Source organism: Stenotrophomonas sp. FR010, assembly GCF_047520755.2.
Lineage (GTDB): Bacteria > Pseudomonadota > Gammaproteobacteria > Xanthomonadales > Xanthomonadaceae > Stenotrophomonas > Stenotrophomonas sepilia.
In genome coordinates this window covers 335,596-358,383 of record NZ_JAXBQT020000001.1, presented here as the reverse complement: position 1 = coordinate 358,383, position 22,788 = coordinate 335,596, and the positions used below count along the sequence as shown (strand labels likewise).

Here is a 22,788-nt window from a genome sequence, read left to right as displayed (position 1 = left end):
AGATGAAAAAAACGCTTCAGAATCAATGGATAAGGCGATTTGTTTTGGCATGTTTCAAAAGTTGGCGGCGTGCAAGGGAACATGTCGGCATTGCGGATATGCCTTGTAGATCAATGCGTTGCCTTGGATCAGCGCTGCCGGGAACCCGGATGTTTGTGCGTTGTGGATCACACTTTCTGCTACAGGCCGGACGGGAGGGTGGGGCGCAGTGGTGCAAAAAAAAGGCCCCGCCGAAGCGGGGCCTGGTCCAGACACGCGGTCCGGAATACGACGGGATCAGAAGTCGTACTTGACCTGGGCCGAGATCTGACGGCCGTAGACGCTGTAGAAGCCGTCGTTGAACGGGGTCGATTCGTTGCCCGGGTAGTTGTAGCGCTGGCCTTCCGGCAGCTTGTTGAACACGTTGTTGACCATCAGCGACAGGGTCAGATCGTCCTGTGCCTGGTAGTTCAGGCTCATGTTGTACGTGGTGTACGAGCCCCACTTGCCGGCCTTGGCGCCGGAGGAGTGGACGTAGTCATAGCTGCGGCCGGTGTAGGCCAGGTAGTTCGGGGTGCTGCCGACGTAGTTCGCGTACACGGTGGTGGTGAACTTGGAGATGGCCCAGCCCACCGACACGTCGCCGCGTACCTTGGCGAAGTTGTCGTAGTACCACATGTTGTACGGATCGCTCAGCAGGTCCAGCTTCTGCGCACCCGGCAGGGCCACCACTTCACGCTTGAGCATGTTGGTGTAGTTGCCGGAGAACATCAGCGAACCGAAGCGGCCCAGGTCCTGCTGGTACTTGGCACCGACGGTCACCGCTTCCAGGTTCTGGCTGGCCACGTTGAGCTTCGGGGTGTACACGCGGGTCAGGTTGCCACCGGCGTCGCGGGTCACCCAGTCGGTCACGTTCTGGCAGCTGGCCGAGGTGTTGTTCGGCAGGCCGTTGTGGCACTGGTACTCGGCCAGCAGCAGCTGGTCGGTGCTCAGGGTCTTGACCTCGTTCTTGATCTTCCAGTTGTAGTAGTCGACCGACAGCGAGAAGTTGCTCACCGGGGCCCACACCACGCCTGCGCTCCACACGTCGGCGGTGATCGGCTTCAGTTCCGGGTTGCCGGACTTTTCGCTGTACACCGAGGTGGTCTTGTAGAACGAGCAGGCTTCGTCACGCAGCGCGTAACCCATCTGGCTGCAGCGGTAATAGTCGTTCTGGCCGGAGGCGAACGAGCCGCTCATGCCCTGGAAGGCATCGGACAGGGTCGGCGCGCGGAACGCGGTGCCGTACTTGCCGCGCAGCAGCAGGCTTTCCACCGGACGGTATTCCAGGCCGATGCTGTAGGTGGCCTTGTCGACGGTCTTGTCGGCGATCTTGAAGGCGTCATAGCGGCCCGAGGCGCTGATGGTCAGCGACTCGAATACCGGCATGCGCAGTTCGCTGGTCACCGCGTAGTTGCTGCGGTGGCCGGCACCGGCCACGGCGCTGGCGCCCCACGCGTTGCCATCGACGAAGGCCTGGTCGGGCGAGTAATCCCAACCCTCGCTGCCGCCTTCCAGCACGACGGCCAGGCCGGCGTCGCCACCCGGCAGGGAGAACAGCGAACCGTTGGTCACCTGCACGCGACCCAGGTTCTGCCAGGTCTTGCTGCGGTGGGTGCCATAGCCGGTGAAGCTGGCGAACTGGTCCGGGGTGATCGGCGAGTAGAAGGCGGTGTAGTTCGGGTTGTAGATGCCGAAGCCATCAGCAGTGGTGCCCAGGCGCGGGCCCAGCACGGTGTCGCCGAAGAAGCCTTCGATCTTGTCCTTCCAGCGCGCGAAGCGGTTCTGGTCCAGACGGTATTCGCCGCGGGTGAAGCTGGCGCTGTAGTCCCAGTCGCCGACCATGCCCTTGCCGCCCAGGGTGACCTGGTAGGAACGGCTCTCATCGGAGTTCAGGATGTTGTTGTAGTGGCCCGGGCCGATTTCTTCCGGCGCGAAGGCGCGCTGCAGGTTCACGACCTTGCCCAGGCCCTGGTCGTAGAAGCCGCCCATCACCGACTTGGTGCCCCACCACAGGGCGCTGGAGCCGGAGGTGAACTCGGTCTTTTCCTTGCTGTACAGCACGTCGGCGAACAGCTGGAAGTTGTCGTTCACGTCGAAGGTCATCGACGAGTAGAACTGGCTGCTGTTCTTGCCGTTCTTCAGGGTCTTGTAGCCGGCGCTGTACACCGAGCCGCACGATTCGCCCGATGCACGCTTGCCGACGGTGGTGGTGCCGTCGTACAGGCCTGCCACGTTGGCGCAGCGGGTCGGGTCCATCATGTACAGCTTGTTGTCGGCGTTGCCGATGACAGCAAAGTCGTTCGACGGCAACTGCGCGGTGTAACCGACCGGGTTGTTCTGCTTGGTGATGTCACGCTGGTAGCCCCAGATCGGGCTGCCGTTTTCGATCTGCACGTTGACCAGCGCGTGGAAGCGGTCGTCGAACGCGTTGAAGCCCTTGGCGGCGCTGAAGCGGATGTTGCTGCCACCACCTTCGGTGTAGGTACCGCCACGGATCGACATCGTGCCGCCGTCCATGCGTTCCTTCAGGATGATGTTGACCACGCCGGCGATCGCGTCCGAGCCGTACAGCGACGACTGGCCGCCCGGCAGGACTTCGATGCGCTCGACGATGTCGATCGGAATGCCGCTGATGTTGTTGAACGACTCGCTGCCGTTGTACAGCGCCGGATACGAGAGCATCGGGCGGCCGTTGATCAGGTACTTGGTGTAGCCTGGATTCAGGCCGAACATGCCGGCGGCTTCGGCGCCCTGGGTGAACGCACCCGAGGTCTGGCCACCCTGCAGGCCGCCGGTGGTCAGCGATGACTGCTGCAGCACTTCAGCAACACTGCTGAAGCCGCGGGTCTGGATGTCTTCGGCGGTGATGGACATCACCGGGGTCTGGGTTTCGACCTGGGTCTGCGGGATCAGCGAACCGGTGACGGTGATCTTGTCCAGGTTGGTCGCCTTGTCTTGGGCCATTGCCGGGGCGGCGGCCATCAGAGCGGAAATCAGGGCGACGGCGAGCGTGTTGCGACGTGCGGTATTGCTGACGTGTTTCATGTAGTTCCAATGGAGAGCAAAAAACAAAAACGGCACTGCGCATGCGCCATCGCGCGGGCCGGAAAAGCGGGCTCCGCAGCTCAAAACAGTGCTGATCGAACGTAACATGAACTTAACAATCTGTGCACGAATCCGTCGCAATCCTGAATTTCAGTCAGGTTACGTCCAGCTTGTATGATGTCGGGTTATCCCCCTGACTCCGCCGGTGCTCGTTGTGAACAGTTCTCCCCGCCGTCCCCATGCCAGCCAGGTCCAGAAGGGACTTACGCCGCATGCCCGCATCCGCAATGTCATCGCGGTCGGTTCGGGCAAGGGCGGCGTCGGCAAGTCCACCACCTCGGTGAACCTGGCTGTGGCGCTGCAGCAGCTCGGTGCGCGGGTGGGCGTGCTCGACGCCGACATCTACGGCCCCAGCGTGCCGGCCATGCTGGGGCTGTCCGGCCGCCCGGAAAGCCCGGACAACAAGAGCATCGAGCCTCTGCGTGCGTTCGGCGTGGACACCATGTCGATCGGCTACCTGATCGAAGAAGACACCCCGATGATCTGGCGCGGCCCGATGGCCACCTCGGCGATGACCCAGCTGTTCAACGATACCCTGTGGGACGACCTGGATTTCCTGCTGATCGACCTGCCGCCGGGCACGGGTGACATCCAGCTGACCCTGACCCAGAAGATTCCGCTGGCCGGTGCGGTGATCGTCACCACGCCGCAGGACATCGCCACGCTGGATGCGAAGAAGGCGCTGAAGATGTTCGAGAAGGTCGAGGTGCCGGTGCTGGGCATCGTCGAGAACATGGCGGTGCACACGTGCAGCAGCTGCGGGCACATCGAGCACCTGTTCGGCGAGGGCGGCGGCGAGCGCATGGCCGCGCAGTACGGCGTGCCGCTGCTGGGGTCGCTGCCGCTGCAGATCGGCATCCGCGAGCAGGGCGATGCAGGCACGCCGATCACCGTGGCCCAGCCGGATTCGGCATCGGCCCAGGCCTATCGCCATGCCGCGCAGCGCCTGATCGAGGAAGTCGGCAAGCGCCCGCGGGCCTCGATCCCGATCCTGTCCTCGCTGCTGTAAGTGGAGGCGCAGGGGCCGCCGGCGCAGGCCGGCCCCCTGCTAGAATCCTCGCGCCCCCTCGTACCCCCAGGACAAAGCATGAGCATCAAGAGTGACCGTTGGATCCGCCGCATGTCCGAGCAGCAGGGCATGATCGAGCCGTTCGAGGCCGGGCAGGTCAAGCAGGCCAACGGCCAGCGCATCGTCAGCTACGGCACGTCCAGCTATGGCTATGACGTGCGCTGCTCGCGTGAGTTCAAGGTGTTCACCAACATCAACTCGACGATCGTCGATCCCAAGCACTTCGATCCGGGCAGCTTCGTGGATATCGTCGGCGATGAGTGCATCATCCCGCCCAACAGCTTCGCGCTGGCGCGTACCGTGGAGTACTTCCGCATTCCGCGCGATACCCTGGTGGTGTGCCTAGGCAAGAGCACCTACGCGCGCTGCGGCATCATCGTCAACGTGACGCCGCTGGAGCCGGAATGGGAAGGCCACGTCACCCTGGAATTCAGCAACACCACGCCGCTGCCGGCGCGCATCTACGCCAACGAAGGCGTGGCGCAGATGCTGTTCTTCCAGGCGGCCGCCGATGACATCTGCGAGACGTCGTACCGCGACCGTGGCGGCAAGTACCAGGGCCAGACCGGCGTGACCCTGCCGCGGACCTGAAGATTGCAGGCGATTTGTAGAGCCGAGCCATGCTCGGCTTCAAGGCAGGGCAGCCGAGCATGGCCCGGCTCCACATGAAGGAAGGCGGCGCAATGCGCCGCCTTTCTTATTTGCCGCGACCGAACAGCATCGCGATGCCGACACCCACCAGGGCCACCGGCCACCAGGTCAGCAGCAGCTTGGACAGGTTCAGGTGCGTCCAGCCGAGATTGCTGGCGAGCATGAACAGGCCGATCAGGATCAGCAGGACGGCGGCAACGAGGTTGAATCGCATCGGGTCGGCGAAGGCTCAGGACAGGGCCGGATATCCTAGCCGTTCCTTCCAGTAGGCGACATGCTGGTCCAGCGCCGCCGGCTCGTAGCGGTGCGCCGGGCCGCTGCCCCAGACCGGGCCCGGCCAGGCCGGATCACCGTCGTGGCGGCCGATCACATGGAAATGCAGCTGGCGCACGATATTGCCCAGCGCCCCGATGTTGATCTTTTCCACCCCGTCGGAGCCCTTCAGGGCCTTGCAGGCGCGGTTGAGCTCGGTGCGGAGCTTGTCCTGCTGCTCGCCGTCCAGCTCGATCCACTCGGTGACCCCGGCCAGGCGCGGTACCAGCACCAGCCAGGGGAATCGTTCGTCGTTCATCAGCCGCACTTGCGACAACGGTCCTTCCGCCACCAGCACGCTATCGGCGGCCAGGCGTGAATCGAGTTCGAATTCGCTCATCCAAGATGCTCCGAGAAGAAGTCCAGGGTGCGTTGCAGCGCCAGGGCGGCGCTGTCTGGATCATACGCATGTCCGACCTCCCGGTTGAAGGCATGATCGGCCGGATAGACGTAGGTGGCCATCTGCGGCAGCTTTTCGCGGTGGGCCTGCACGGCTTCTGGCGGGATGCTGCGGTCCTGGGCGCCGAAGTGGAAGATCACCGGGGCCTTGGGCGCCTCGTCGAGGAACTGCACGTTGCGCGCACCGTAGTAGCTGACCGACGGCAGCCCCAGGCGCAGTGCGGACAGCATCGCCACCGTGCCGCCCCAGCAGTAACCGACGGTGCCGACCTTGCCGTAGGGCGCCAGCCGGGTGGCCGCCGCGCGCACGACCTCCAGCGCCCGTTCCATGCCCAGCGCGCCGACCCGTTCCAGGCCCTGCTTCACGCCGTCGGCGTCGTAGGGCAGCGCGTCCGGATCGGCGTCGGGGCCATCGAGCAGGTCAAAGAACGAGGGCGCCAGCACCGCATAGCCTTCCGCCGCGAAGCGTTCGGCCACGCTGCGGATATGCGGATTGGCGCCGAAGATTTCCTGCACCACCACCAGGCCGCCGCGCGCGGTGCCTTCCGGCAGGGCCTGCCAGGCCCGTACCGGGCCGTGATGCGTATCCAGGGTGATCCACTCGGCCATCGTCATCTTCCTCGTTGCTGGAAACAGAACTGCATTGTCGGTGCTGCGCCGGTTAGCGCGGCGTCAGTGGCTGTGCCGGATCGGTCGGCTGGGCATACAGAGCGCGGCCGCCAACCCCGGTATACTGGCGCCCTTTCAGGCCCCGGCCCCCAGGAACCCCTGCCATGGCGGCAGGGGCCCAGGCCCCCAGAGTCCCGCGATTTCCATGTCCCAGCTGAACCCCAAAGTCGGCTTCGTCAGCCTTGGCTGCCCGAAGGCCCTCGTCGATTCCGAGCGCATCCTCACCCAGCTCCGTTCGGAAGGCTACGACATCGTCCCGTCCTACGATTCGGCCGACGTGGTGGTGGTCAACACCTGCGGCTTCATCGATTCGGCGGTGACCGAGTCGCTTGACGCGATTGGCGAAGCGATGAACCAGAACGGCAAGGTCATCGTCACCGGCTGCCTGGGCAAGCGCCCGGAGCAGATCCGCGAGGCGTACCCCAACGTGCTGGCGGTGTCCGGCCCGCAGGATTACCAGAGCGTGATGGAAGCGGTGCATGAAGCACTGCCGCCCAAGCACGATCCGTTCGTGGACCTGGTGCCCGACTACGGTATCAAGCTGACCCCGCGGCACTACGCGTACCTGAAGATTTCCGAGGGCTGCAACCACAAATGCAGCTTCTGCATCATTCCGTCGATGCGCGGCAAGCTGGTTTCGCGCCCGGTCGACGAGGTGCTGCGTGAAGCCGAGCGCCTGGTGCGTGGCGGCGTGCGCGAGCTGCTGGTGGTGTCGCAGGACACCTCGGCCTATGGCGTGGATGTGAAGTACGCCGAAAAGATGTGGCGCGACAAGGCCTACCAGACCCGTTTGAAGGCGTTGTGCGAAGGCCTGTCGGAGCTGGATGCATGGGTGCGCATGCACTACGTGTACCCGTATCCGCACGTGGACGAAGTGGTGCCGTTGATGGCCGAGAATCGCATCCTGCCGTACCTGGATATCCCGTTCCAGCACGCCAGCCCGCGCATCCTGCGCCTGATGAAGCGCCCCGGCGCGGTGGAGAAGACCCTGGAGCGCGTGCAGAACTGGCGCCGTATCGCGCCGGACATCACTGTGCGTTCGACCTTCATCGTCGGCTTCCCGGGCGAGACCGAAGCCGAGTTCGAGGAACTGCTGTCGTTCCTTGACGAAGCGCAGCTGGATCGCGTGGGTGCGTTCGCCTATTCGCCGGTTGAAGGGGCGACCGCCAACGATCTGCCCGATGCTGTGCCGGAGGAAGTGAAGCAGGAGCGTCTGGCCCGCTTCATGGAGAAGCAGGCGCAGATTTCCGCTGCACGCCTTGAGGCCAAGATCGGCACCGTGCAGCAGTGCCTGGTCGACGCCATCGAAGGCGACATCGCCGTGGCCCGCTCCAAGGCCGATGCCCCGGAGATCGACGGCCTGGTGCACATCCAGAATGCCGACCAGGTGCCGCTGCGCGTGGGCGAATTCGTCGAGGTGGAGATCACCGAGAGCGACGAGCACGACCTGTATGGTGACGCGCTGACGGCCGCCCCCCGTCCGGCGTTCGACCTCAAGGTGCTGTGACCGCAGCGACGGCCGCCACCGGCAACGGCGGCGGTTCACGACGCTTCGTACCGCCGCCACGTGCGGCGGTAGCTGCACGGCAGTTCGAGCATCCGCTGTTTGCCGGACTTCAGGACTTCCGTGACCTGCTGGACGGCACCGCGTGGCCGTCCATCGCGGCGCTCGATGCACGTCTGGCCGTGCCTGGCAAGCGCCTGGTTGAACAGGACGCCGCGTTGCTGGCCGATGGCCTGCATTATGAGGCGCGTATCGCGCAGGGACGCATCGCCACCCGTGCCGGCAACTGGCACGACCTGTTCAATGCGCTGGTGTGGGCCTCACAGCCGCAGCTGAAGCGCGCGCTCAACGTGCGGCAGTGCCTGCATATCGAGGCGATGCCTCCCGGCCAGCGCAATCGCGCGCAGGCCGCCTTGACCCAGTTCGACGAAACCGGCGTGATCGTGCGTGTGCGCGATGACTCACTGCGGGTTGCCTGGGATGCACACGACTGGCCCGCGTTGTTTGACCCGGTGAACTGGCAGAGCGGTGACATCGCCATCACCGTGGTATTCGGGCATGCGCTGATGGAACAGGCCCTGCTACCGGGGCGATTGCTGGTCGGCAAGTGCGTGGTGGTGCAGGGCGATGTCGAAGCCGCCTGTGTCGACGTGGTGAGCGCTGCCATTGCCGAGGGCAGGGCGGTGACCGATCCGCTGCAGCTGCGTCCGCTGCCGTTGGCTGGAATCCCAGGCTGGCACGACGTGCAGGATTCCGCCTTCTACCGCAATGCCGACTATTTCCGCCCGCTGCGTGCAGGGCGCACGTACCCGCCACCGTTGTAGAGCCGAGCCCATGCTCGGCTGCGTTGCCCATCAGCCGAGCATGGGCTCGGCTCTACAACGGCGGCGAGGTCGGGCATGGCTCGACGCTACACAGGCTCGTACTCCACGCCGATCACTGCAAAGGTGAACTGCCCGCCGGGCAGCTCCACCGAGAACTCATCATCCAGCCGCTTCTTCAGCAGCGCACGCGCCAGGGGGGAATCGATGCTGATCCAGCCCAGGCCCGCATCGGTCTCATCCGGGCCGACAATGCGATAGCGGCTGGTGTCGCCGCTGTCCACGTTCTCCAGTTCCACCCACGCGCCGAAGAACACTGCGAGCGGATCGGTTGGCGTCGTATCGACCACGCGCAGCGATTCCAGCCGCTTGGTCAGGTAGCGCACGCGGCGGTCGATCTCGCCCAGTTGCTTCTTGCGGTAGGTGTACTCGGCGTTTTCGGAACGGTCGCCTTCTGCTGCAGCGGCGGCGAGCGCTTTCACCACTTCCGGGCGGCGCACGCGCCATAGCTCATCCAGCTCGGCCTTCAGTCGCGCATGCCCGGAAGCGGTGATCAGGGCGGTGCTTTTTTCTGCGGGGGGACGCCAACGGGACATGCAATACGACTTCTTTTCTGGATGACAAATGAGAGAGCAGGGTCAGATCCCTTTCCAGCGGAAAGGGCTCTGACCCCAGCAGGGGCAGCTAGCGCTTGCCGCCGAAGATGCCACCGAGGATGCCGCGCACGATCTGGTTGCCCAGCTTGGTGCCGACAGTGCGCGTGGTCTGCTTGGCCATGGTTTCGATCATGCCCTGGCGGCGCTTGGTGCCGAAGATCGCGTCCTTGATGGCCTGGCCGAAACCTCCTTCCTGAGCTTCGTCCTGCTCGCGGCTGCGCGCGGCCGGCGCCTGTGCCTGCTCGATGCTCTTCTGCGCGCGCTGGGCCAGCAGTTCGGCGGCCGATTCGCGGTTGATCGCGGCGTCGTAGCGGCTGCCGACCGGGCTGCCGGCGCGTACCTGTGCACGCTCGGCCTCGGTGATCGGTCCCATCCGGCAGCGCGGCGGCGCGATCAACGTCTGCTGCACGGGCGTCGGCACGCCCTTGTCCTGCAGCGTGGATACCAGTGCCTCGCCGGTGCCGAGCTGGCTCAGCACCTTGGCCACGTCCAGCTTCGGATTCGGCACGAACGTCTCGGCCGCGGTTCTCACCGCCTTCTGGTCGCGCGGGGTGAACGCACGCAGTGCGTGCTGAACGCGATTGCCCAGCTGGCCGAGAATGTTGCCCGGCACGTCGTCGGGGAACTGCGAGCAGAAGTACACGCCCACGCCCTTGGAACGGATCAGGCGCACCACCTGCTCGATGCGCTGCACCAGCGACGGCGGTGCATCATCGAACAGCAGGTGCGCTTCGTCGAAGATGAAGACCAGCTTCGGCTTGTCCAGGTCGCCCACTTCCGGCAGCTGCTCGAACAGTTCCGACAGCAGCCACAGCAGGAAAGTGGAATAGAGTTTGGGCTTGAGCACCAGCTGGTCGGCGGCGAGGATGCCGATCATGCCGCGGCCGTCGTGGTTGACCCGCATGATGTCGGCCAGTTCAAGTGCCGGTTCGCCGAAGAAATTCTCGCCACCGTCCTGCGCCAGGCGCAGCACCGAACGCTGGATCGCCGCGATCGACTGCGCACTGACCAGGCCGTACTCGGTGGAAATGTCCTTGCGCTCCTCGGCAACCAGGCCGAGCAGGGCGCGCAGGTCGTCCATGTCCAGCAGCAGCAGGCCGCGGTCGTCGGCCAGCTTGAATACGATGTCGAGCACCCCGGCCTGGGTGTCGTTCAATTCGAGGATGCGCGACAGCAGGGTCGGGCCCATCTCGCTGACCGTGGTGCGCACCGGGTGGCCCAGTTTGCCGTACAGGTCCCAGAAGATGGTGGGGCTGGCGGCTGGCGCATAGTCGGCCACGCCGATCTCGGCGGCACGCTGGAGCAGGTTTTCTGCGCCGGTGCCGGGCACGGCCAGGCCGGAGACATCGCCCTTCACATCGGCCAGGAACACCGGCACGCCCCGTCGCGAGAAGCCCTCGGCCAGGGTCATCAGGGTCACGGTCTTGCCGGTACCGGTGGCGCCGGCCACCAGGCCGTGGCGGTTGCCGAGTTTCGGCAGCAGGGTGACGGCAACATCGTCGGTAATGCCTTTGCCGAGCAGAATCGGATCCATGGTCCAGCCCTTGTGATGAATAGCCCAATGTTAACGCCGGCAGTGACGGTCCGAAGGTCGGCTTGCCCGGACCTTGGCGGCGCCGCTACTCTGCCTGCCTGTTTCGCACACAGTGCCATCAATGCCCGTTCCTGTCCTGATTTCCCGCGGTTGGCCGCTGCTGGCCCTGGCCGGCCTGGTTTCCCTGGCGCCCGACGCCCACGCACAGCGGGTTTCGGCCCGGGACAAGGTGAAGGTGGATGCGCTGCAGCAGCGCATGACCGCCGCCGAAAAGCGCTACGGCGATGCCCTGCTGCTGGTCGCCAACGCCGATCCCAAGGGCAGCAACGAAGCCGATGCCGCGCTGGAGGACATGGAAGATGTCCTCAACGACTGCGTCAAGCAGAAGGGCTGCCAGATGGGGACCCTGCTGGCCAGCTACAAGCGCCTGCTCAAGCACGACGCCGATGCCGCCGCCAGCGATGACGTGGCCGATGAGGGCGGTGACCGTCTGGAAGCCGACCCGGACCACATCGGCCCCCTCACCGCCGACGTGCCCGAGGCCGCGCGCGCTGCCGCGCTGTTGAACGACAAACGGCACGCCTTCGACAGCATGGTCGAGTACAACCCGGCGGTGCAGGCCGGCATCCGTCGCTGGCTGACCGACATGCGACCGGCGCTGCTGACCAGCTACGAGAATTACCAGAACCTGCGCGCGGTGATGTGGCCGGAGTGGGAAAAGCGCGGCCTGCCCGAGGCGCTGCTGTTCGGGATCATGGCCAAGGAATCCAACGGCCGTGTGCATGCTTCCTCGCGCGCCGGCGCCGCCGGCCTGATGCAGTTCATGCCGGCCACCGGCCGCCGTTTCGGCCTGGGCCCGGACGGCACCGGCTTCGATACCCGCTTCGACGCGCGCAGCGCCGCTGAAGCCAGCGCCAGCTACCTCAACGAGCGCCTGCGCGAACTGAACAACAACGTGGAAATGTCGGTGGCCGCCTACAACGGTGGCGAAGGCCGTGCCGCGCGCGTGTTCAAGCAGAGCGCCGGCCAGAGCTTCTGGACCGACAGTGTCTACAACCAGTTCCCGGGCGAGACCAAGGACTACGTGCCGATGGTGATTGCCGCGGCCTGGATCTTCCTGCACCCGCAGCAGTACGGCGTGGAGTTCCCGAAGATCAGCGCGCAGCCGGCCACGCTGCGGCTGGCAAAGTCCACCACCATCTATGAATTGACCATCTGCCTGGGCAGCCACGGTACCCGCGATGGCTACATGCGTGCGCTGCGCAACCTCAACCCGCGCTATGAGGCCGATGGCTGGATTCCGGCCGGTACGCTGATCAACGCCACCACCCGCATCGCCGGCCTGTACCAGCGCAACTGTGTCAGTGGTCCGCGTGCCGACCTCGCCCGCACGCTGATCACCGCTGATCTCAACGCGGCGATCAAGCGCCCGACCGCGGCGAGCTATACCGGCAGCGTGGCGGTGGGTGGTGTGGTGCCGGTGGCCGACGCGGCTGCATCCACCAGCGTGCCGACCGCACCGGTGGCTGCAGTGGCGGCACCGCGCCCGGCGCCGGCCGCCCGGCCGAAGCCGGCGCGCAGCCACAAGGTGGGTCGGGGGGAGACCCTGGGCGCCATCGCCGCGAAGTTCCAGTGCGACCTGCCGACCCTGGCCCGCGCCAACGGCCTGAAGGCGCCGGCCTACAGCCTGCGCCAGGGCCAGACGCTGAAGCTGCAGGGCTGCGACAAGTAATTCCCCCGACCCCTGGAACCCGCATGGATCTCGAAGACACCCGCAACCTGTTCGCCAACCTCCGCGAGAACACCGACTGGGACATCAACGGCCCGTTGCTGTGGGGGTATTTCTTCGTCCACGCCAGTGCCGAGCCGCTGCAGGCGCTGGCCCAGCACCTGCAGGCACAGGGCTACACCTTCGTGGAACTCTTCGAGCAGGAACCGGAAGAGGGCGACGCGCCGTTCCACGTGCTGCACGTGGAGCGCGTGGAAATCCACGACGAAGCCTCGCTGGACCGCCGCAACCAGGAATTCGCGGCGCTGGCCGCGGAGCACGGCGTGGAAGACTACGACGGCATGGACGTCGGCCCAGCACCGGTCCTGCAGTAATCCGCTTCTGACTGTAGAGCCGAGCCCGTGCTCGGCTCTACAGACCCGGTAGTGCCGGCCGCTGGCCGGCATTCCGTTGAATCCATCCACGCGTCGCGTGGATCTACGGTCAGCGCAGCTTTGCCAGGGCCTGGCCCAGCTGCACCGGATGCTCGGCATCCAGATGCGGTGCGAATTCGGCCACGCCCGGCGGCAGCAGCACCACCACGGTCGAGCCGTAATTGAAGCGTGCCATCTCGGCGAAACGCTCCAGCTTGATGCCCTTGCCGCGGTAGTCCTTGCGGGTGATGCGATCGCCGTAGGCCGGGATCTCCTCGCCGCTCCATACGGTTTCCACGCCGGACACCAGCAGCGCGCCGACCATCACGCTGACCATCGGGCCGAAGCTGGTGTCGAAGTGGCAGACCAGGCGCTCGTTGCGGGCGAACAGGCGCGGCACCCCGTTGACGGCCGCAGGACCGACACTGAACAGGCGTCCTGGCACGTGCACGGTTTCACGCAGGGTGCCGGTCCACGGCATGTGCACGCGGTGGTAGTCGCGCGGCGACAGGTACACGGTGGCGTACAGACCGTCGTTGTACGGCTTGGCATCCTCGTCGCTGCCCAGCAGCTCGGCGGCGGTGAACGACTGGCCCTTGGCCTGGAAGATGCGGCCGGCCTCGATCTTCCCCAGCTGGCTGATGCGGCCGTCGGCCGGCATCACCAGGCTGCGCGGATCGGCATCGGCCACGCGCGCGCCCGGCTTCAGCGCGCGGGTGAAGAACTGGTTGAAGGTCGCATAGCTGCGCGGGTCCGGGTTGGCCGCTTCGTCCAGGTTGACGTTGAACTTGCGGGTGACGGTGTCGATCAGCCAGCGCGACACGCGCGGATCGTCCGAGTACGCCAGCGAGCGTGCCATCGAGGACAGCAGGCGATGGGGCAGGGCGTACGTCAGGGCGGTGGTGAGGCTCATGGGGCGGTTTTCTCGGTCAGCTTCTGCAGGTCGCGGGCGATCGCCGGCGCATTGAACGGGGGGCGCACCAGGCCGGCAAGGCGGCCCTGCGGGTCGAGCACGGCCAGGCTGGCCGAATGCTCGACGGTGTAATCCTCGGGGTTTTCGTCGAAATGCTTGCCCGGCACTTTCTGGAACACGAAACCCAGCGAGGTGGCGAAGCGCTCCAGCGAGGGGATATCGGCGGTGGCGGCCAGGGTGTCCTTGTGGAAGCCGTGCACGTACTCGCCCAGGCGGGTGGCGCTGTCGCGGTCCGGGTCGACCGAGATGAACAGCACGCGCGGGCGCAGGCCATCGGGCAGGGCCTCCCACTGGTTCTGCGCGCCGGCCAGCTCGGCCAGGGTGGTCGGGCAGACGTCCGGGCAGAAGGTGAAGCCCAGGAACACCAGGGTCCAGTGGCCCTTCAGTTCGCCCGGGATCAGGCGGGTGCCGTCGGACTGGGCCAGGTTGAAGTCGGGCAGTTCACGCGGCTGCGGGTACAGGGTGACCGCTTCGGTGGCCGGGGCGTTGGCCGGCGGCTTCGGCGCGAACACCTGCTGGGCGGCCAGCAGGCCAAGCCCCGCCGCCAGGGCGATCAGCAGGATGATGCCGGCATTGCGATTGAACATGGGGGCTCCCACGCGAAATGGGCTCCATCATACCGGCTGCGGCCCGATCGTTTCCGCCGCAACGGATGCTGCCGCGGGCGCCAGCCCCTATAATCGGGGGCCACTTTGCCCGCAGTACCGCCATGACCGCTGAAACGGCCGCCGAACTCCACACGATCATCGATCTGATCCGCTACGGCACCAGCCGTTTCAACGAAGCCGGGCTGACCTTCGGGCACAGCTACGACAATGCGCTGGACGAGGCAACCCAGCTGGTGCTGCACAGCCTGCACCTGCCGCACGACCTCGGCCCGGCCTACGGCCAGGCACGCCTGCTGCGGGCCGAAAAGCTGCGCGTGCTGGAACTGTTCCAGCGTCGCATCGACGAACGCATCCCCGCTGCCTACCTGACCGGTGAGGCCTGGTTCGCCGGCCTGAGCTTCAAGAGTGACACGCGCGCGCTGGTGCCGCGCTCGCCGATCGCCGAACTGATCGAATGTGGTTTCGAACCGTGGCTGGCCGGCCGCGATGTCAGCCGCGCGCTGGATCTTTGCACCGGTTCGGGCTGCATCGCCATCGCCATGGGCCACTACTACCCGAACTGGGAAGTGGACGGCGTCGACCTGAGTGACGACGCACTGTCGCTGGCCGAGGAGAACAAGGAGCGCCTGCAGGCGCACAACGTCACCCTGATCAAGTCGGACCTGTTCAATGGTCTGACCGGCCGCCACTACGACCTGATCGTCACCAACCCGCCGTACGTCACCAACGACGAGACTGATGCCCTGCCGCAGGAATATTCCTACGAGCCGGAAATGGGCCTGCGTGCCGGTGACGATGGCCTGGACCTGGTGCTGAAGATCCTGCGCGATGCCCCGCTGCACCTGAGCGAAGACGGTCTGCTGATCTGTGAAGTGGGTGAGTCCGAACAGCATCTGGTCAAGCTGCTGCCGGAAGTCGATTTTTCCTGGATCGAGTTCAAGGTCGGCCAGATGGGCATCTTCGCGGTCGAATGCCGCGAGCTGATCGCCCACAGCGCACGCATCACCGAACTGGCGGCGCAGCGCCCGTGAGCTCCAATTCGTTCGGCAAGCTGTTCACCGTCACCACGTTCGGCGAGTCGCACGGGCCGGCCATCGGCTGCGTGATTGATGGCTGCCCTCCGGGGCTGGCGCTGGACGCGACCGAATTCGCCCACGACCTGCAACGCCGTGCGACTGGCAAGAGCCGGCACACTTCCGCGCGGCGCGAGGCCGACGAGGTCGAGATCCTGTCCGGCGTATACGGGGGCCTGACCACCGGCACCCCGATCGCGCTGCTGATCCGCAACACCGACCAGCGCAGCAAGGATTACGCCAATATCGGCCAGCAGTTCCGCCCGGGCCATGCTGACTACAGTTACTGGCACAAGTACGGCATCCGCGATCCGCGTGGCGGTGGCCGTTCCTCGGCACGCGAGACCACCATGCGCGTGGCCGCTGGCGTGGTCGCCAAGAAGTGGCTGGCCGAGCGTTTCGGCGTGACCGTGCGTGGCTACCTGTCGCAGCTGGGCGACATCACCCCGGCCGGTTTCGACTGGTCGGCGGTGGAAGACAATCCGTTCTTCTGGCCGCACGCCGCACAGGTACCGGAACTCGAGGCGTACATGGATGCGCTGCGCAAGTCCGGTGATTCGGTCGGTGCGCGCGTGGACGTGGTCGCCGACAACGTGCCGCCGGGCTGGGGTGAGCCGATCTACGGCAAGCTTGATGGCGAACTGGCCGCTGCGCTGATGAGCATCAATGCGGTGAAGGGCATGGAGATCGGCGACGGATTCGCCAGCGCCGCGCAGAAGGGCACTGAACACCGCGACCTGCTGACCCCGCAAGGCTTCGCCAGCAACCATGCCGGCGGCATCCTCGGTGGCATCTCCACCGGCCAGCCGGTCGTTGCGTCGATCGCCCTGAAGCCGACGTCCAGCCTGCGTCTGCCGGGCCCGTCGCTGGATACGGACGGCAACGTGGTCGAGGTGGTCACCACCGGCCGCCACGATCCCTGCGTCGGCATCCGCGCCACGCCCATCGCCGAAGCGATGGTGGCGCTGGTGCTGATGGATCAGGCGCTGCGTCATCGCGCGCAGTGCGGCGATGTCGGCACGATCACCCCGCGCATTCCCGGGCAGATCGATGGCTGACACGCGGCCGACCGTGTGGGTGAGCCAGCCGCTGATCGAGGCGGCCATCGCGCCGCTGCGCGATCGCGTGCAGCTGCGCAGCACCGACACCGTCACCGCCTGGTCGCCGGACCAGATCGCCGCACAGCTGGCCAGCGCCGACGGCGCGATCATCACCCTCAACGAGCGCATCGGTGCGGCGCAGGTGGCCGATGCCAAGCAGCTGCAGGTGATCGCCAATGTCGGCGTCGGCTACAACAACCTGGATGTCGACGCGCTCAGCGCGGCCGGCATCCTGGCCAGCAACACGCCGGACGTGTTGACCGAAACCACCGCCGATCTCGGTTTCGCGCTGCTGATGGCAACCGCGCGCCGGATCACCGAGTCCGAGCGCTGGCTGCGTGACGGGCAGTGGCAGCAGTGGTCGTTCCAGACCATGCTGGGCGCGGAGGTCCATGGCAGCACACTGGGCATCCTTGGCATGGGCCGCATCGGCCAGGGCATCGCCCGCCGCGGCGCGCACGGTTTCGGCATGAAGGTGCTGTACCACAACCGTTCACGGTTGCCGGCCGACACCGAGGCGTCGCTCCGCGCGACCTACGTGGACCTGGATACACTGCTGGCACAGTCCGACCATCTGGTAATGGTGCTGCCCTACACGCCGGCCTCGCATCACATCATCGATGCGGTTGCCCTGACGAAGATGAAGCCGACGGCAACCCTGGTGAACATCGCCCGCGGCGGCATCGTCGACGAACTGGCGCTGGCCGGCGCACTGGCCAACGGCCACCTGGCGGCCGCTGGCCTGGATGTGTACGAGGGCGAGCCGAAGGTGCGCCCGGAGCTGCTGGCGCTGCGCAACGTGGTGCTCACGCCGCATATCGGCAGCGCCTCGCTGGCCACGCGCACGACGATGGTACAGCTGGCCGTGGATAATCTGGCTGCCGGGCTCGGCCTGGATGGTGGCCCGTCGCGCATGCCGAGCGCGATCAACGCTGACGCGGCGATGGCCGCGCGCGTGATGCTGGGCAAAAAAACCGGGAAACGATAGGGAACCTCCGCGCGCCCCGCTTGAGGAGGTTCCCCGAACCCAGCTGTCGTGCGTGTTTTCCCCCATTCCCGTTTTCGTGAGAGTTCCCCATGAGCAATGCACAGCGCAGTTTCCACGTCGCCGTCGTCGGTGCCACCGGCGCCGTTGGCGAGACCATGTTGTCGATCCTGGCCGAGCGTGATTTCCCGGTCGGTAGCCTGAGCGTCCTCGCCTCCGAGCGTTCGGCCGGTGGCGAGATCGAATTCAACGGCCAGAAGGTCAAGGTCCAGGACCTGGCCACCTTCGATCCGACCGGTGTCGAGATCGCGCTGTTCTCGGCTGGCGGCAGCGTGTCCAAGGAATACGCACCGAAGTTCGCCGCCGCCGGTGCGGTGGTGATCGACAACTCCTCGGCCTTCCGTTACGACGATGACGTGCCGCTGGTGGTGTCCGAGGTCAACCCGGAACAGGTCGCCAACCGTCCGCGCGGCATCATCGCCAACCCGAACTGCTCGACCATGCAGATGCTGGTGGCGCTGGCGCCGCTGCACCGCAAGTACGGCATCGAGCGCATCAATGTGTCCACCTACCAGTCGGTGTCCGGCGGTGGCCGCTCGGCGATGGAGGAACTGGGCAAGCAGACCGGCCAGCTGCTCAGCTTCCAGGAGATCGATCCGCAGCGCTTCCCGGTGCAGATCGCCTTCAACCTGATCCCGCACATCGATGACTTCCAGGACAATGGCTTCACCAAGGAAGAGATGAAGCTGATCTGGGAGACCCGCAAGATCCTCGGTGACGACAGCATCCTGGTGAACCCGACCGCGGTGCGCGTGCCGGTGTTCTACGGCCACTCCGAGTCGGTGGCGATCGAGACCCGCGACAAGGTCACCGTCGCTGAAGCGCGCGCGCTGCTGGAGCAGTCGCCGGGCATCGAAGTGGTGGATCGTCACGAGGCCGGTGGTTACCCAACCCCGGTCACCCACGCCTCGGGCACGGACGCGGTGTACGTCGGCCGCATCCGCGAGGACCTGTCGCACCCGCGTGGCCTGAACCTGTGGATCGTGTCGGACAACGTGCGCAAGGGCGCTGCCCTGAACGCCGTGCAGCTGGCCGAGCTGGTCGCCGCCGAGCAGCGCTGATCACAGCGGTTGCCTCACCGGTAGTGCCGGCCGCTGGCCGGCATTGCCGTGATGTGTGGACGTGCGTGTCTGCTGGCCAGCGGCCGGCGCTACCGAAGGTCCCCTCGGTGGGTGCGGACCCCGGTCCGCACGCTTTATAGTGTCGCCCATGAATAAACGGGCCAGGGGCGCGAAGCGCCCGCTCCTCTATCTTTCCACCGCGCTGCTGGCCCTGGCCAGCAGTTCGGCGCTTGCCCTGGGCTTGGGTGACATCCGTGTCCTGTCCAAGCCGGGCCAGCCCCTGCTGGCCGAAATCCCAGTAGTCTCGGCCGATCCATCCGAACTGGAGAACCTGCGCGTCGCGCTGGCCTCTGCGGTCACCTTCGAACGCGTTGGCCTGCAGCGGCCGGCCGGGCTGGTCAGCGAGCTGCAGTTCGAACTGACCCGCAATGCGCAGGGCAGGGCGGTGGTGCGGGTGACCTCGCAGACGCCGGTCGAAACCCCGTCGCTGAGCTTCCTGATCGAGGCCGACTGGGGCCAGGGCCGCTTGGTGCGCGAATACTCGGCACTGGTTGATGCGCCCTCGAGCGCACTGGCGGTGGCCGAACCGGAAATCGTCGCGCCGGCCGGTACCCTCTCCAACACCATCGTCCGTGACGTTGCACCGGCACCGGCCGCTGCGGAGAGCGCAAGCGCACCTGCGCCGTCCACTGCGGCAGCGCCGGCACCTGCATCGGCTCGCCCGCGTGCAGGGGCTGCACCCGCTGCCGCGCAGGCAGCCGATGGCAGCGTCATCGTCCAGCGTGGGCAGACCCTGTCGCAGATCGCCAGCGCGGTGGCCCGCGGCAACCAGGTCAGCCGCGACCGCGCGATGATCGCCCTGCTGCGGGCCAACCCGGAGGCCTTCATCCGCGGCAACGTCAACCTGCTCAAGCAAGGCGCCGTACTGCGCATGCCCGGCAGCGATGCACTGGCGGCGGTCGATGCCGCCGAGGCCGCAGCGCTGGTGCGCGAGCATGCAGCGCAGTGGCGGCAGGCGCGCACCGTGCCGCAACCGGCGGGTACCGTCGCCCCGATGGCCGCGGCGGCAACCACGAACGCTTCTTCCCCGGCCGCGGCCAATGGGGCACGACTTGAAATCGCTCCGGCGCTGGCTTCCGACGCCGCGCGCGTGGGCACAACCACCGGCACTGGAGCCGGCAGCGAGGGTGACATGCTGGGCAACGAACAACTGCGCCAGGCACGCGAGGACATCGCGACCCGCGATGCCGAGATTGGCGAGCTGAAGCAGCGCGTCGCCGACCTGGAAAAACTCAAGGAACAGCAGCAGTCGCTGATCGCGATGAAGGACAACGACCTGGCCGCCGCGCAGCAGCGACTGGCGCAGGCACCGGATACCCGCGATGCGGCAACGCCGTGGTACTGGCTGGGGCTGCCGGTGCTGCTGCTGGCGGCCGGTGCAGCCTGGCTGCTGCGTCGTCGCAAGCCGTCGCCGCTGCCGCCGCTGCGCGACGAAGACGATGCCGCCGGCCTGACCGCTGCGGTACCGGCGGGCGCGGCGCTGGATACCCTGGCCGAGCAGTCCTCGTGGTCGTCGGAGGTGCCCGAAGCGGGCCGCCAGGAGCCGGCGATGCCGGCTTGGGCGAGCGAAACCGGGGGGCAGGATGACGTGGCTGCCGAACCGGTCGCCGACGTCGCCGCCCAGGCTGACTGGCAGGCGCAGACGCTGCGCGATGACGAAGTGATGGAGCTGCCCGAGGCAGTGACCGACCTGCCGCGCTGGGACGAGCCGGTGGCCACGCAGGAGGATTCCGCGCCGGCCGCCGCCGCGCAGGATGAGCCGCTCGCGCAGGCGGCCCCTGGCGAGGTGGCAGTGCCGGACTACGCGCTGCACGCCGAACAGCAGCCGCAGTTCCGCGGCGTGTTCGACCTGCCGGCCGAGCACCCTGACGGCGAGGCTTCGGGCGCAGCGCCGCATGACGCGCTGGCCGCGGCGGCGCATGAAGACGGTACTGCGCCGCCGGCCAGCGATGCCGGCTGGGCGCCGCGCGCCGGGCAGGAACGCCTTGAGCTGGCCATCGCCTACCTCGACCTGGGCGATGCCCAGACCGCGCGTACGTTGCTGCAGGAAGTGGCCGAGGGCGGCGACCTGCACTGCCAGGCCCAGGCCCGCGAACTGCTGGCCCGCCTGCCGTGATCGACCCTACCGACAAGGACCGCGCCATGAGCCGCGAGCGCCGCATCGACTACGTTGAATTCGCTTCCACGGATCCTGCAGCCAGCCGCGCCTTCTTCGAGAAGGCGTTCGGCTGGTCGTTCGTAGACTATGGCAGCGACTACACCGCGTTCGACGACGGCCGCCTGCAGGGCGGCTTCTTCCGCGGCCAGCCGCTGCGTGCCAGCGATGCCGGTGCCCCGCTGCTGGTGCTGTACGCTGACCAGCTGGCACCGATCGAAGCGGCGGTGCTTGACGCTGGCGGTGAGATCGTGCGGCCGGTGTTTTCCTTCCCCGGCGGCAGCCGTTTCCAGTTCGTCGAGCCTGGTGGCAACGAACTGGCGGTGTGGTCCGAACGCGATCCGGCCTGAGCGCCGCCCCTCCCGCAACATCTGAGGTAGCACATGCGTTACGCGCTTGGCGTCGAGTACGACGGCAGCGATTTCAGGGGCTGGCAGAACCTGGGCGAGGGTGGCCCGAGCGTGCAGGCCAGCCTTGAGCAGGCCCTGTCGTCGGTGGCCGATGCGCCGCTGCAGGTGGTCTGTGCTGGCCGCACCGATGCCGGCGTGCACGGCCAGTGCCAGGTCGTGCATTTCGATACCGACGTGCTGCGCGATCCGCGCGCGTGGATGCTGGGCACTACCACCCGCCTGCCGCGCTCGATCGCAGTGCGCTGGTGCGTGCCGGTGGCCGAGGATTTCCACGCGCGTTTCTCCGCGCGCGCACGCCGCTACCGCTACCGCCTGCTCAACCGCGAAGTGCGGCCCGCGCTGGACCGGCAGACCTTGAGCTGGGAGCGCCGCGCGCTGGACGAGACCCTGATGCACGCCGCCGGCCAGGCCCTGCTCGGTGAGAACGACTTCAGCGCGTTCCGTTCGGTGCAGTGCCAGGCGCTGCACGCCCGGCGTGAGCTGCAGTCACTGCAGGTCAGCCGCCAGGGCGAGGTGATCGAGGTCGCCGTGCAGGGCAATGCATTCCTTCATCACATGGTCCGCAATATCGTCGGATCGCTGATCCTGGTGGGCAGTGGCGAGAAGCCGGTGGAATGGATCGCCGAACTGCTGGCCGGGCGCGATCGCACCGTAGCCGGTCCCACCGCACCGCCGCAGGGCCTGGTGTTCCTTGGGCCCCTGTACCCCGACAACTGGCACCTGCCCGCCGAGGTCACGCTATGAGCCGTTCCTACTACCGCACACGCATCAAGTTCTGTGGCATGACCCGGGCCGGCGACGTCCGCCTGGCCGGTGAGCTGGGCGTGGACGCGGTGGGTTTCATCTTTGCCCGTGAAAGCAGCCGCCGGGTCGCTCCGGCCGAGGCACGCGCGATGCGCCAGGCGATCGCGCCCATGGTCGACGTGGTGGCGCTGTTCCGCAACAACAGCAAGGAAGAAGTGCGCGAGGTGCTGCGCACGGTACGACCGACCCTGCTGCAGTTCCACGGCGAGGAAGACGAGAGCTTCTGCCGCAGCTTCAACATGCCGTACCTGAAGGCGATCGCCATGGGCGGCCGTGAAGAGATCAACGCCCGCACCCTGCAGCTGCGCTATCCCAGCGCCGCCGGCTTCCTGTTCGACAGCCACGCGCCGGGCGGCGGTGGCGGCACCGGCGTGGCCTTCGATTGGGGCCGCATTCCGACGGGCCTGCATCGCCCGTTCCTGCTGGCCGGTGGCCTGAACCCGGAAAACGTCTACGACGCGGTGCTGGGTACCCTGCCGTGGGGCGTGGATGTCTCCAGTGGCATCGAACTGGAGCCGGGCATCAAGGACGGCGATAAGATGCGCACCTTCGTCGAGGAAGTGCGCCGCGCCGATTGCACGGTTCTTGAGTGATTGGCGTCACTATTTGCCGTGAT

At 66.6% G+C, this 22,788-nt stretch carries 22 protein-coding genes; 14 read left to right on the top strand and 8 right to left on the bottom strand.

The genetic code is table 11. From position 1 onward, the window contains the following. Positions 1-276: 276 nt before the first annotated feature. Positions 277-3,066, bottom strand: coding sequence for a TonB-dependent receptor plug domain-containing protein (locus ACM0PK_RS01685; protein WP_414607019.1), 2,790 nt, complete (start codon positions 3,064-3,066; stop codon positions 277-279). A 214-nt stretch (positions 3,067-3,280) separates the two neighbouring features. On the opposite strand from ACM0PK_RS01685, the gene apbC reads away from it, so the two are divergent. Further along, the gene (gene apbC, locus ACM0PK_RS01680) at positions 3,281-4,135 is read left to right on the top strand and encodes an iron-sulfur cluster carrier protein ApbC (protein ID WP_414607018.1); all 855 of its coding nucleotides are present in this window, start codon (positions 3,281-3,283) and stop codon (positions 4,133-4,135) included. A gap of 78 nt (positions 4,136-4,213) precedes the next feature. Continuing rightward, positions 4,214-4,786, top strand: a complete 573-nt coding sequence (gene dcd, locus ACM0PK_RS01675) for a dCTP deaminase (RefSeq protein ID WP_188219036.1) — start codon at positions 4,214-4,216, stop codon at positions 4,784-4,786. Between the two features lie 106 nt (positions 4,787-4,892). Here the strand turns inward: dcd and ACM0PK_RS01670 are convergent, their stop codons facing one another. Genes ACM0PK_RS01670 through ACM0PK_RS01660 form a run of 3 tightly spaced genes read right to left on the bottom strand, consistent with a single transcriptional unit; the run spans position 4,893 to position 6,166 of the window. After that, entirely contained in the window at positions 4,893-5,060 is a 168-nt protein-coding gene (locus ACM0PK_RS01670) for a LiaI-LiaF-like domain-containing protein (RefSeq protein WP_005418011.1), read from the bottom strand. A 15-nt stretch (positions 5,061-5,075) separates the two neighbouring features. Beyond that, positions 5,076-5,498 (bottom strand): HIT domain-containing protein, encoded by a 423-nt coding sequence (locus tag ACM0PK_RS01665; RefSeq protein WP_005418010.1) that lies wholly within the window; start codon positions 5,496-5,498, stop codon positions 5,076-5,078. Then, complete coding sequence (locus ACM0PK_RS01660) at positions 5,495-6,166, bottom strand: dienelactone hydrolase family protein (RefSeq protein ID WP_329845183.1); 672 nt, start codon at positions 6,164-6,166, stop codon at positions 5,495-5,497. The genes ACM0PK_RS01665 and ACM0PK_RS01660 overlap by 4 nt, the downstream gene beginning before the upstream one ends. Before the next feature lie 205 nt (positions 6,167-6,371). Here ACM0PK_RS01660 and rimO point away from each other — a divergent pair, with 205 nt between their 5' ends. Together rimO and ACM0PK_RS01650 are read left to right on the top strand one after the other, a co-directional pair. Further along, on the top strand, positions 6,372-7,733 hold the full coding sequence (rimO, locus tag ACM0PK_RS01655) for a 30S ribosomal protein S12 methylthiotransferase RimO (RefSeq protein ID WP_005418008.1): 1,362 nt from the start codon (positions 6,372-6,374) through the stop codon (positions 7,731-7,733). Next, the gene (locus ACM0PK_RS01650; protein ID WP_005418007.1) at positions 7,730-8,554 is read left to right on the top strand and encodes a DUF3025 domain-containing protein; all 825 of its coding nucleotides are present in this window, start codon (positions 7,730-7,732) and stop codon (positions 8,552-8,554) included. The genes rimO and ACM0PK_RS01650 overlap by 4 nt, the downstream gene beginning before the upstream one ends. Before the next feature lie 86 nt (positions 8,555-8,640). On the opposite strand, the gene greB is transcribed toward ACM0PK_RS01650, so the two are convergent. Next, on the bottom strand, positions 8,641-9,147 hold the full coding sequence (greB, locus tag ACM0PK_RS01645) for a transcription elongation factor GreB (protein ID WP_005418006.1): 507 nt from the start codon (positions 9,145-9,147) through the stop codon (positions 8,641-8,643). Positions 9,148-9,235: 88 nt separating this feature from the next. Beyond that, on the bottom strand, positions 9,236-10,741 hold the full coding sequence (locus ACM0PK_RS01640; RefSeq protein WP_414607017.1) for a helicase HerA-like domain-containing protein: 1,506 nt from the start codon (positions 10,739-10,741) through the stop codon (positions 9,236-9,238). A gap of 121 nt (positions 10,742-10,862) precedes the next feature. Here ACM0PK_RS01640 and ACM0PK_RS01635 point away from each other — a divergent pair, with 121 nt between their 5' ends. Then, positions 10,863-12,473 carry a transglycosylase SLT domain-containing protein gene (locus tag ACM0PK_RS01635; RefSeq protein ID WP_053501135.1) on the top strand — a complete coding sequence of 537 codons (1,611 nt, stop codon included), beginning with the start codon at positions 10,863-10,865 and terminating at the stop codon, positions 12,471-12,473. A 23-nt stretch (positions 12,474-12,496) separates the two neighbouring features. Next, positions 12,497-12,844, top strand: coding sequence for a ribonuclease E inhibitor RraB (locus ACM0PK_RS01630; RefSeq protein WP_262220157.1), 348 nt, complete (start codon positions 12,497-12,499; stop codon positions 12,842-12,844). Between the two features lie 109 nt (positions 12,845-12,953). Here ACM0PK_RS01630 and asd read toward each other — a convergent pair whose 3' ends face one another. Then, positions 12,954-13,796, bottom strand: a complete 843-nt coding sequence (gene asd, locus ACM0PK_RS01625) for an archaetidylserine decarboxylase (RefSeq protein ID WP_069139587.1) — start codon at positions 13,794-13,796, stop codon at positions 12,954-12,956. After that, on the bottom strand, positions 13,793-14,443 hold the full coding sequence (locus ACM0PK_RS01620) for an SCO family protein (RefSeq protein WP_414607016.1): 651 nt from the start codon (positions 14,441-14,443) through the stop codon (positions 13,793-13,795). The genes asd and ACM0PK_RS01620 overlap by 4 nt, the downstream gene beginning before the upstream one ends. Positions 14,444-14,565: 122 nt before the next feature. On the opposite strand from ACM0PK_RS01620, the gene prmB reads away from it, so the two are divergent. From prmB to ACM0PK_RS01580, 8 genes are all read left to right on the top strand, one after another. After that, positions 14,566-15,495: a 50S ribosomal protein L3 N(5)-glutamine methyltransferase gene (gene prmB, locus ACM0PK_RS01615; RefSeq protein ID WP_053500256.1), complete on the top strand. Its 930-nt coding sequence runs from the start codon at positions 14,566-14,568 to the stop codon at positions 15,493-15,495. Beyond that, positions 15,492-16,595, top strand: a complete 1,104-nt coding sequence (gene aroC / locus ACM0PK_RS01610) for a chorismate synthase (RefSeq protein WP_414607015.1) — start codon at positions 15,492-15,494, stop codon at positions 16,593-16,595. The genes prmB and aroC overlap by 4 nt, the downstream gene beginning before the upstream one ends. After that, positions 16,588-17,625, top strand: coding sequence for a 2-hydroxyacid dehydrogenase (locus tag ACM0PK_RS01605; protein ID WP_414607014.1), 1,038 nt, complete (start codon positions 16,588-16,590; stop codon positions 17,623-17,625). The genes aroC and ACM0PK_RS01605 overlap by 8 nt, the downstream gene beginning before the upstream one ends. Before the next feature lie 89 nt (positions 17,626-17,714). Beyond that, positions 17,715-18,743, top strand: coding sequence for an aspartate-semialdehyde dehydrogenase (locus tag ACM0PK_RS01600; RefSeq protein ID WP_065179163.1), 1,029 nt, complete (start codon positions 17,715-17,717; stop codon positions 18,741-18,743). Between the two features lie 148 nt (positions 18,744-18,891). Then, on the top strand, positions 18,892-20,919 hold the full coding sequence (locus tag ACM0PK_RS01595) for a FimV/HubP family polar landmark protein (RefSeq protein WP_414607013.1): 2,028 nt from the start codon (positions 18,892-18,894) through the stop codon (positions 20,917-20,919). Positions 20,920-20,945: 26 nt separating this feature from the next. Beyond that, positions 20,946-21,308, top strand: a complete 363-nt coding sequence (locus ACM0PK_RS01590; protein WP_049414720.1) for a VOC family protein — start codon at positions 20,946-20,948, stop codon at positions 21,306-21,308. 33 nt (positions 21,309-21,341) lie between these two features. Beyond that, the gene (gene truA / locus ACM0PK_RS01585) at positions 21,342-22,112 is read left to right on the top strand and encodes a tRNA pseudouridine(38-40) synthase TruA (protein ID WP_065179161.1); all 771 of its coding nucleotides are present in this window, start codon (positions 21,342-21,344) and stop codon (positions 22,110-22,112) included. Beyond that, positions 22,109-22,765, top strand: coding sequence for a phosphoribosylanthranilate isomerase (locus tag ACM0PK_RS01580; RefSeq protein ID WP_065179160.1), 657 nt, complete (start codon positions 22,109-22,111; stop codon positions 22,763-22,765). Before truA ends, ACM0PK_RS01580 begins: the two co-directional genes overlap by 4 nt. Positions 22,766-22,788 lie beyond the last annotated feature (23 nt).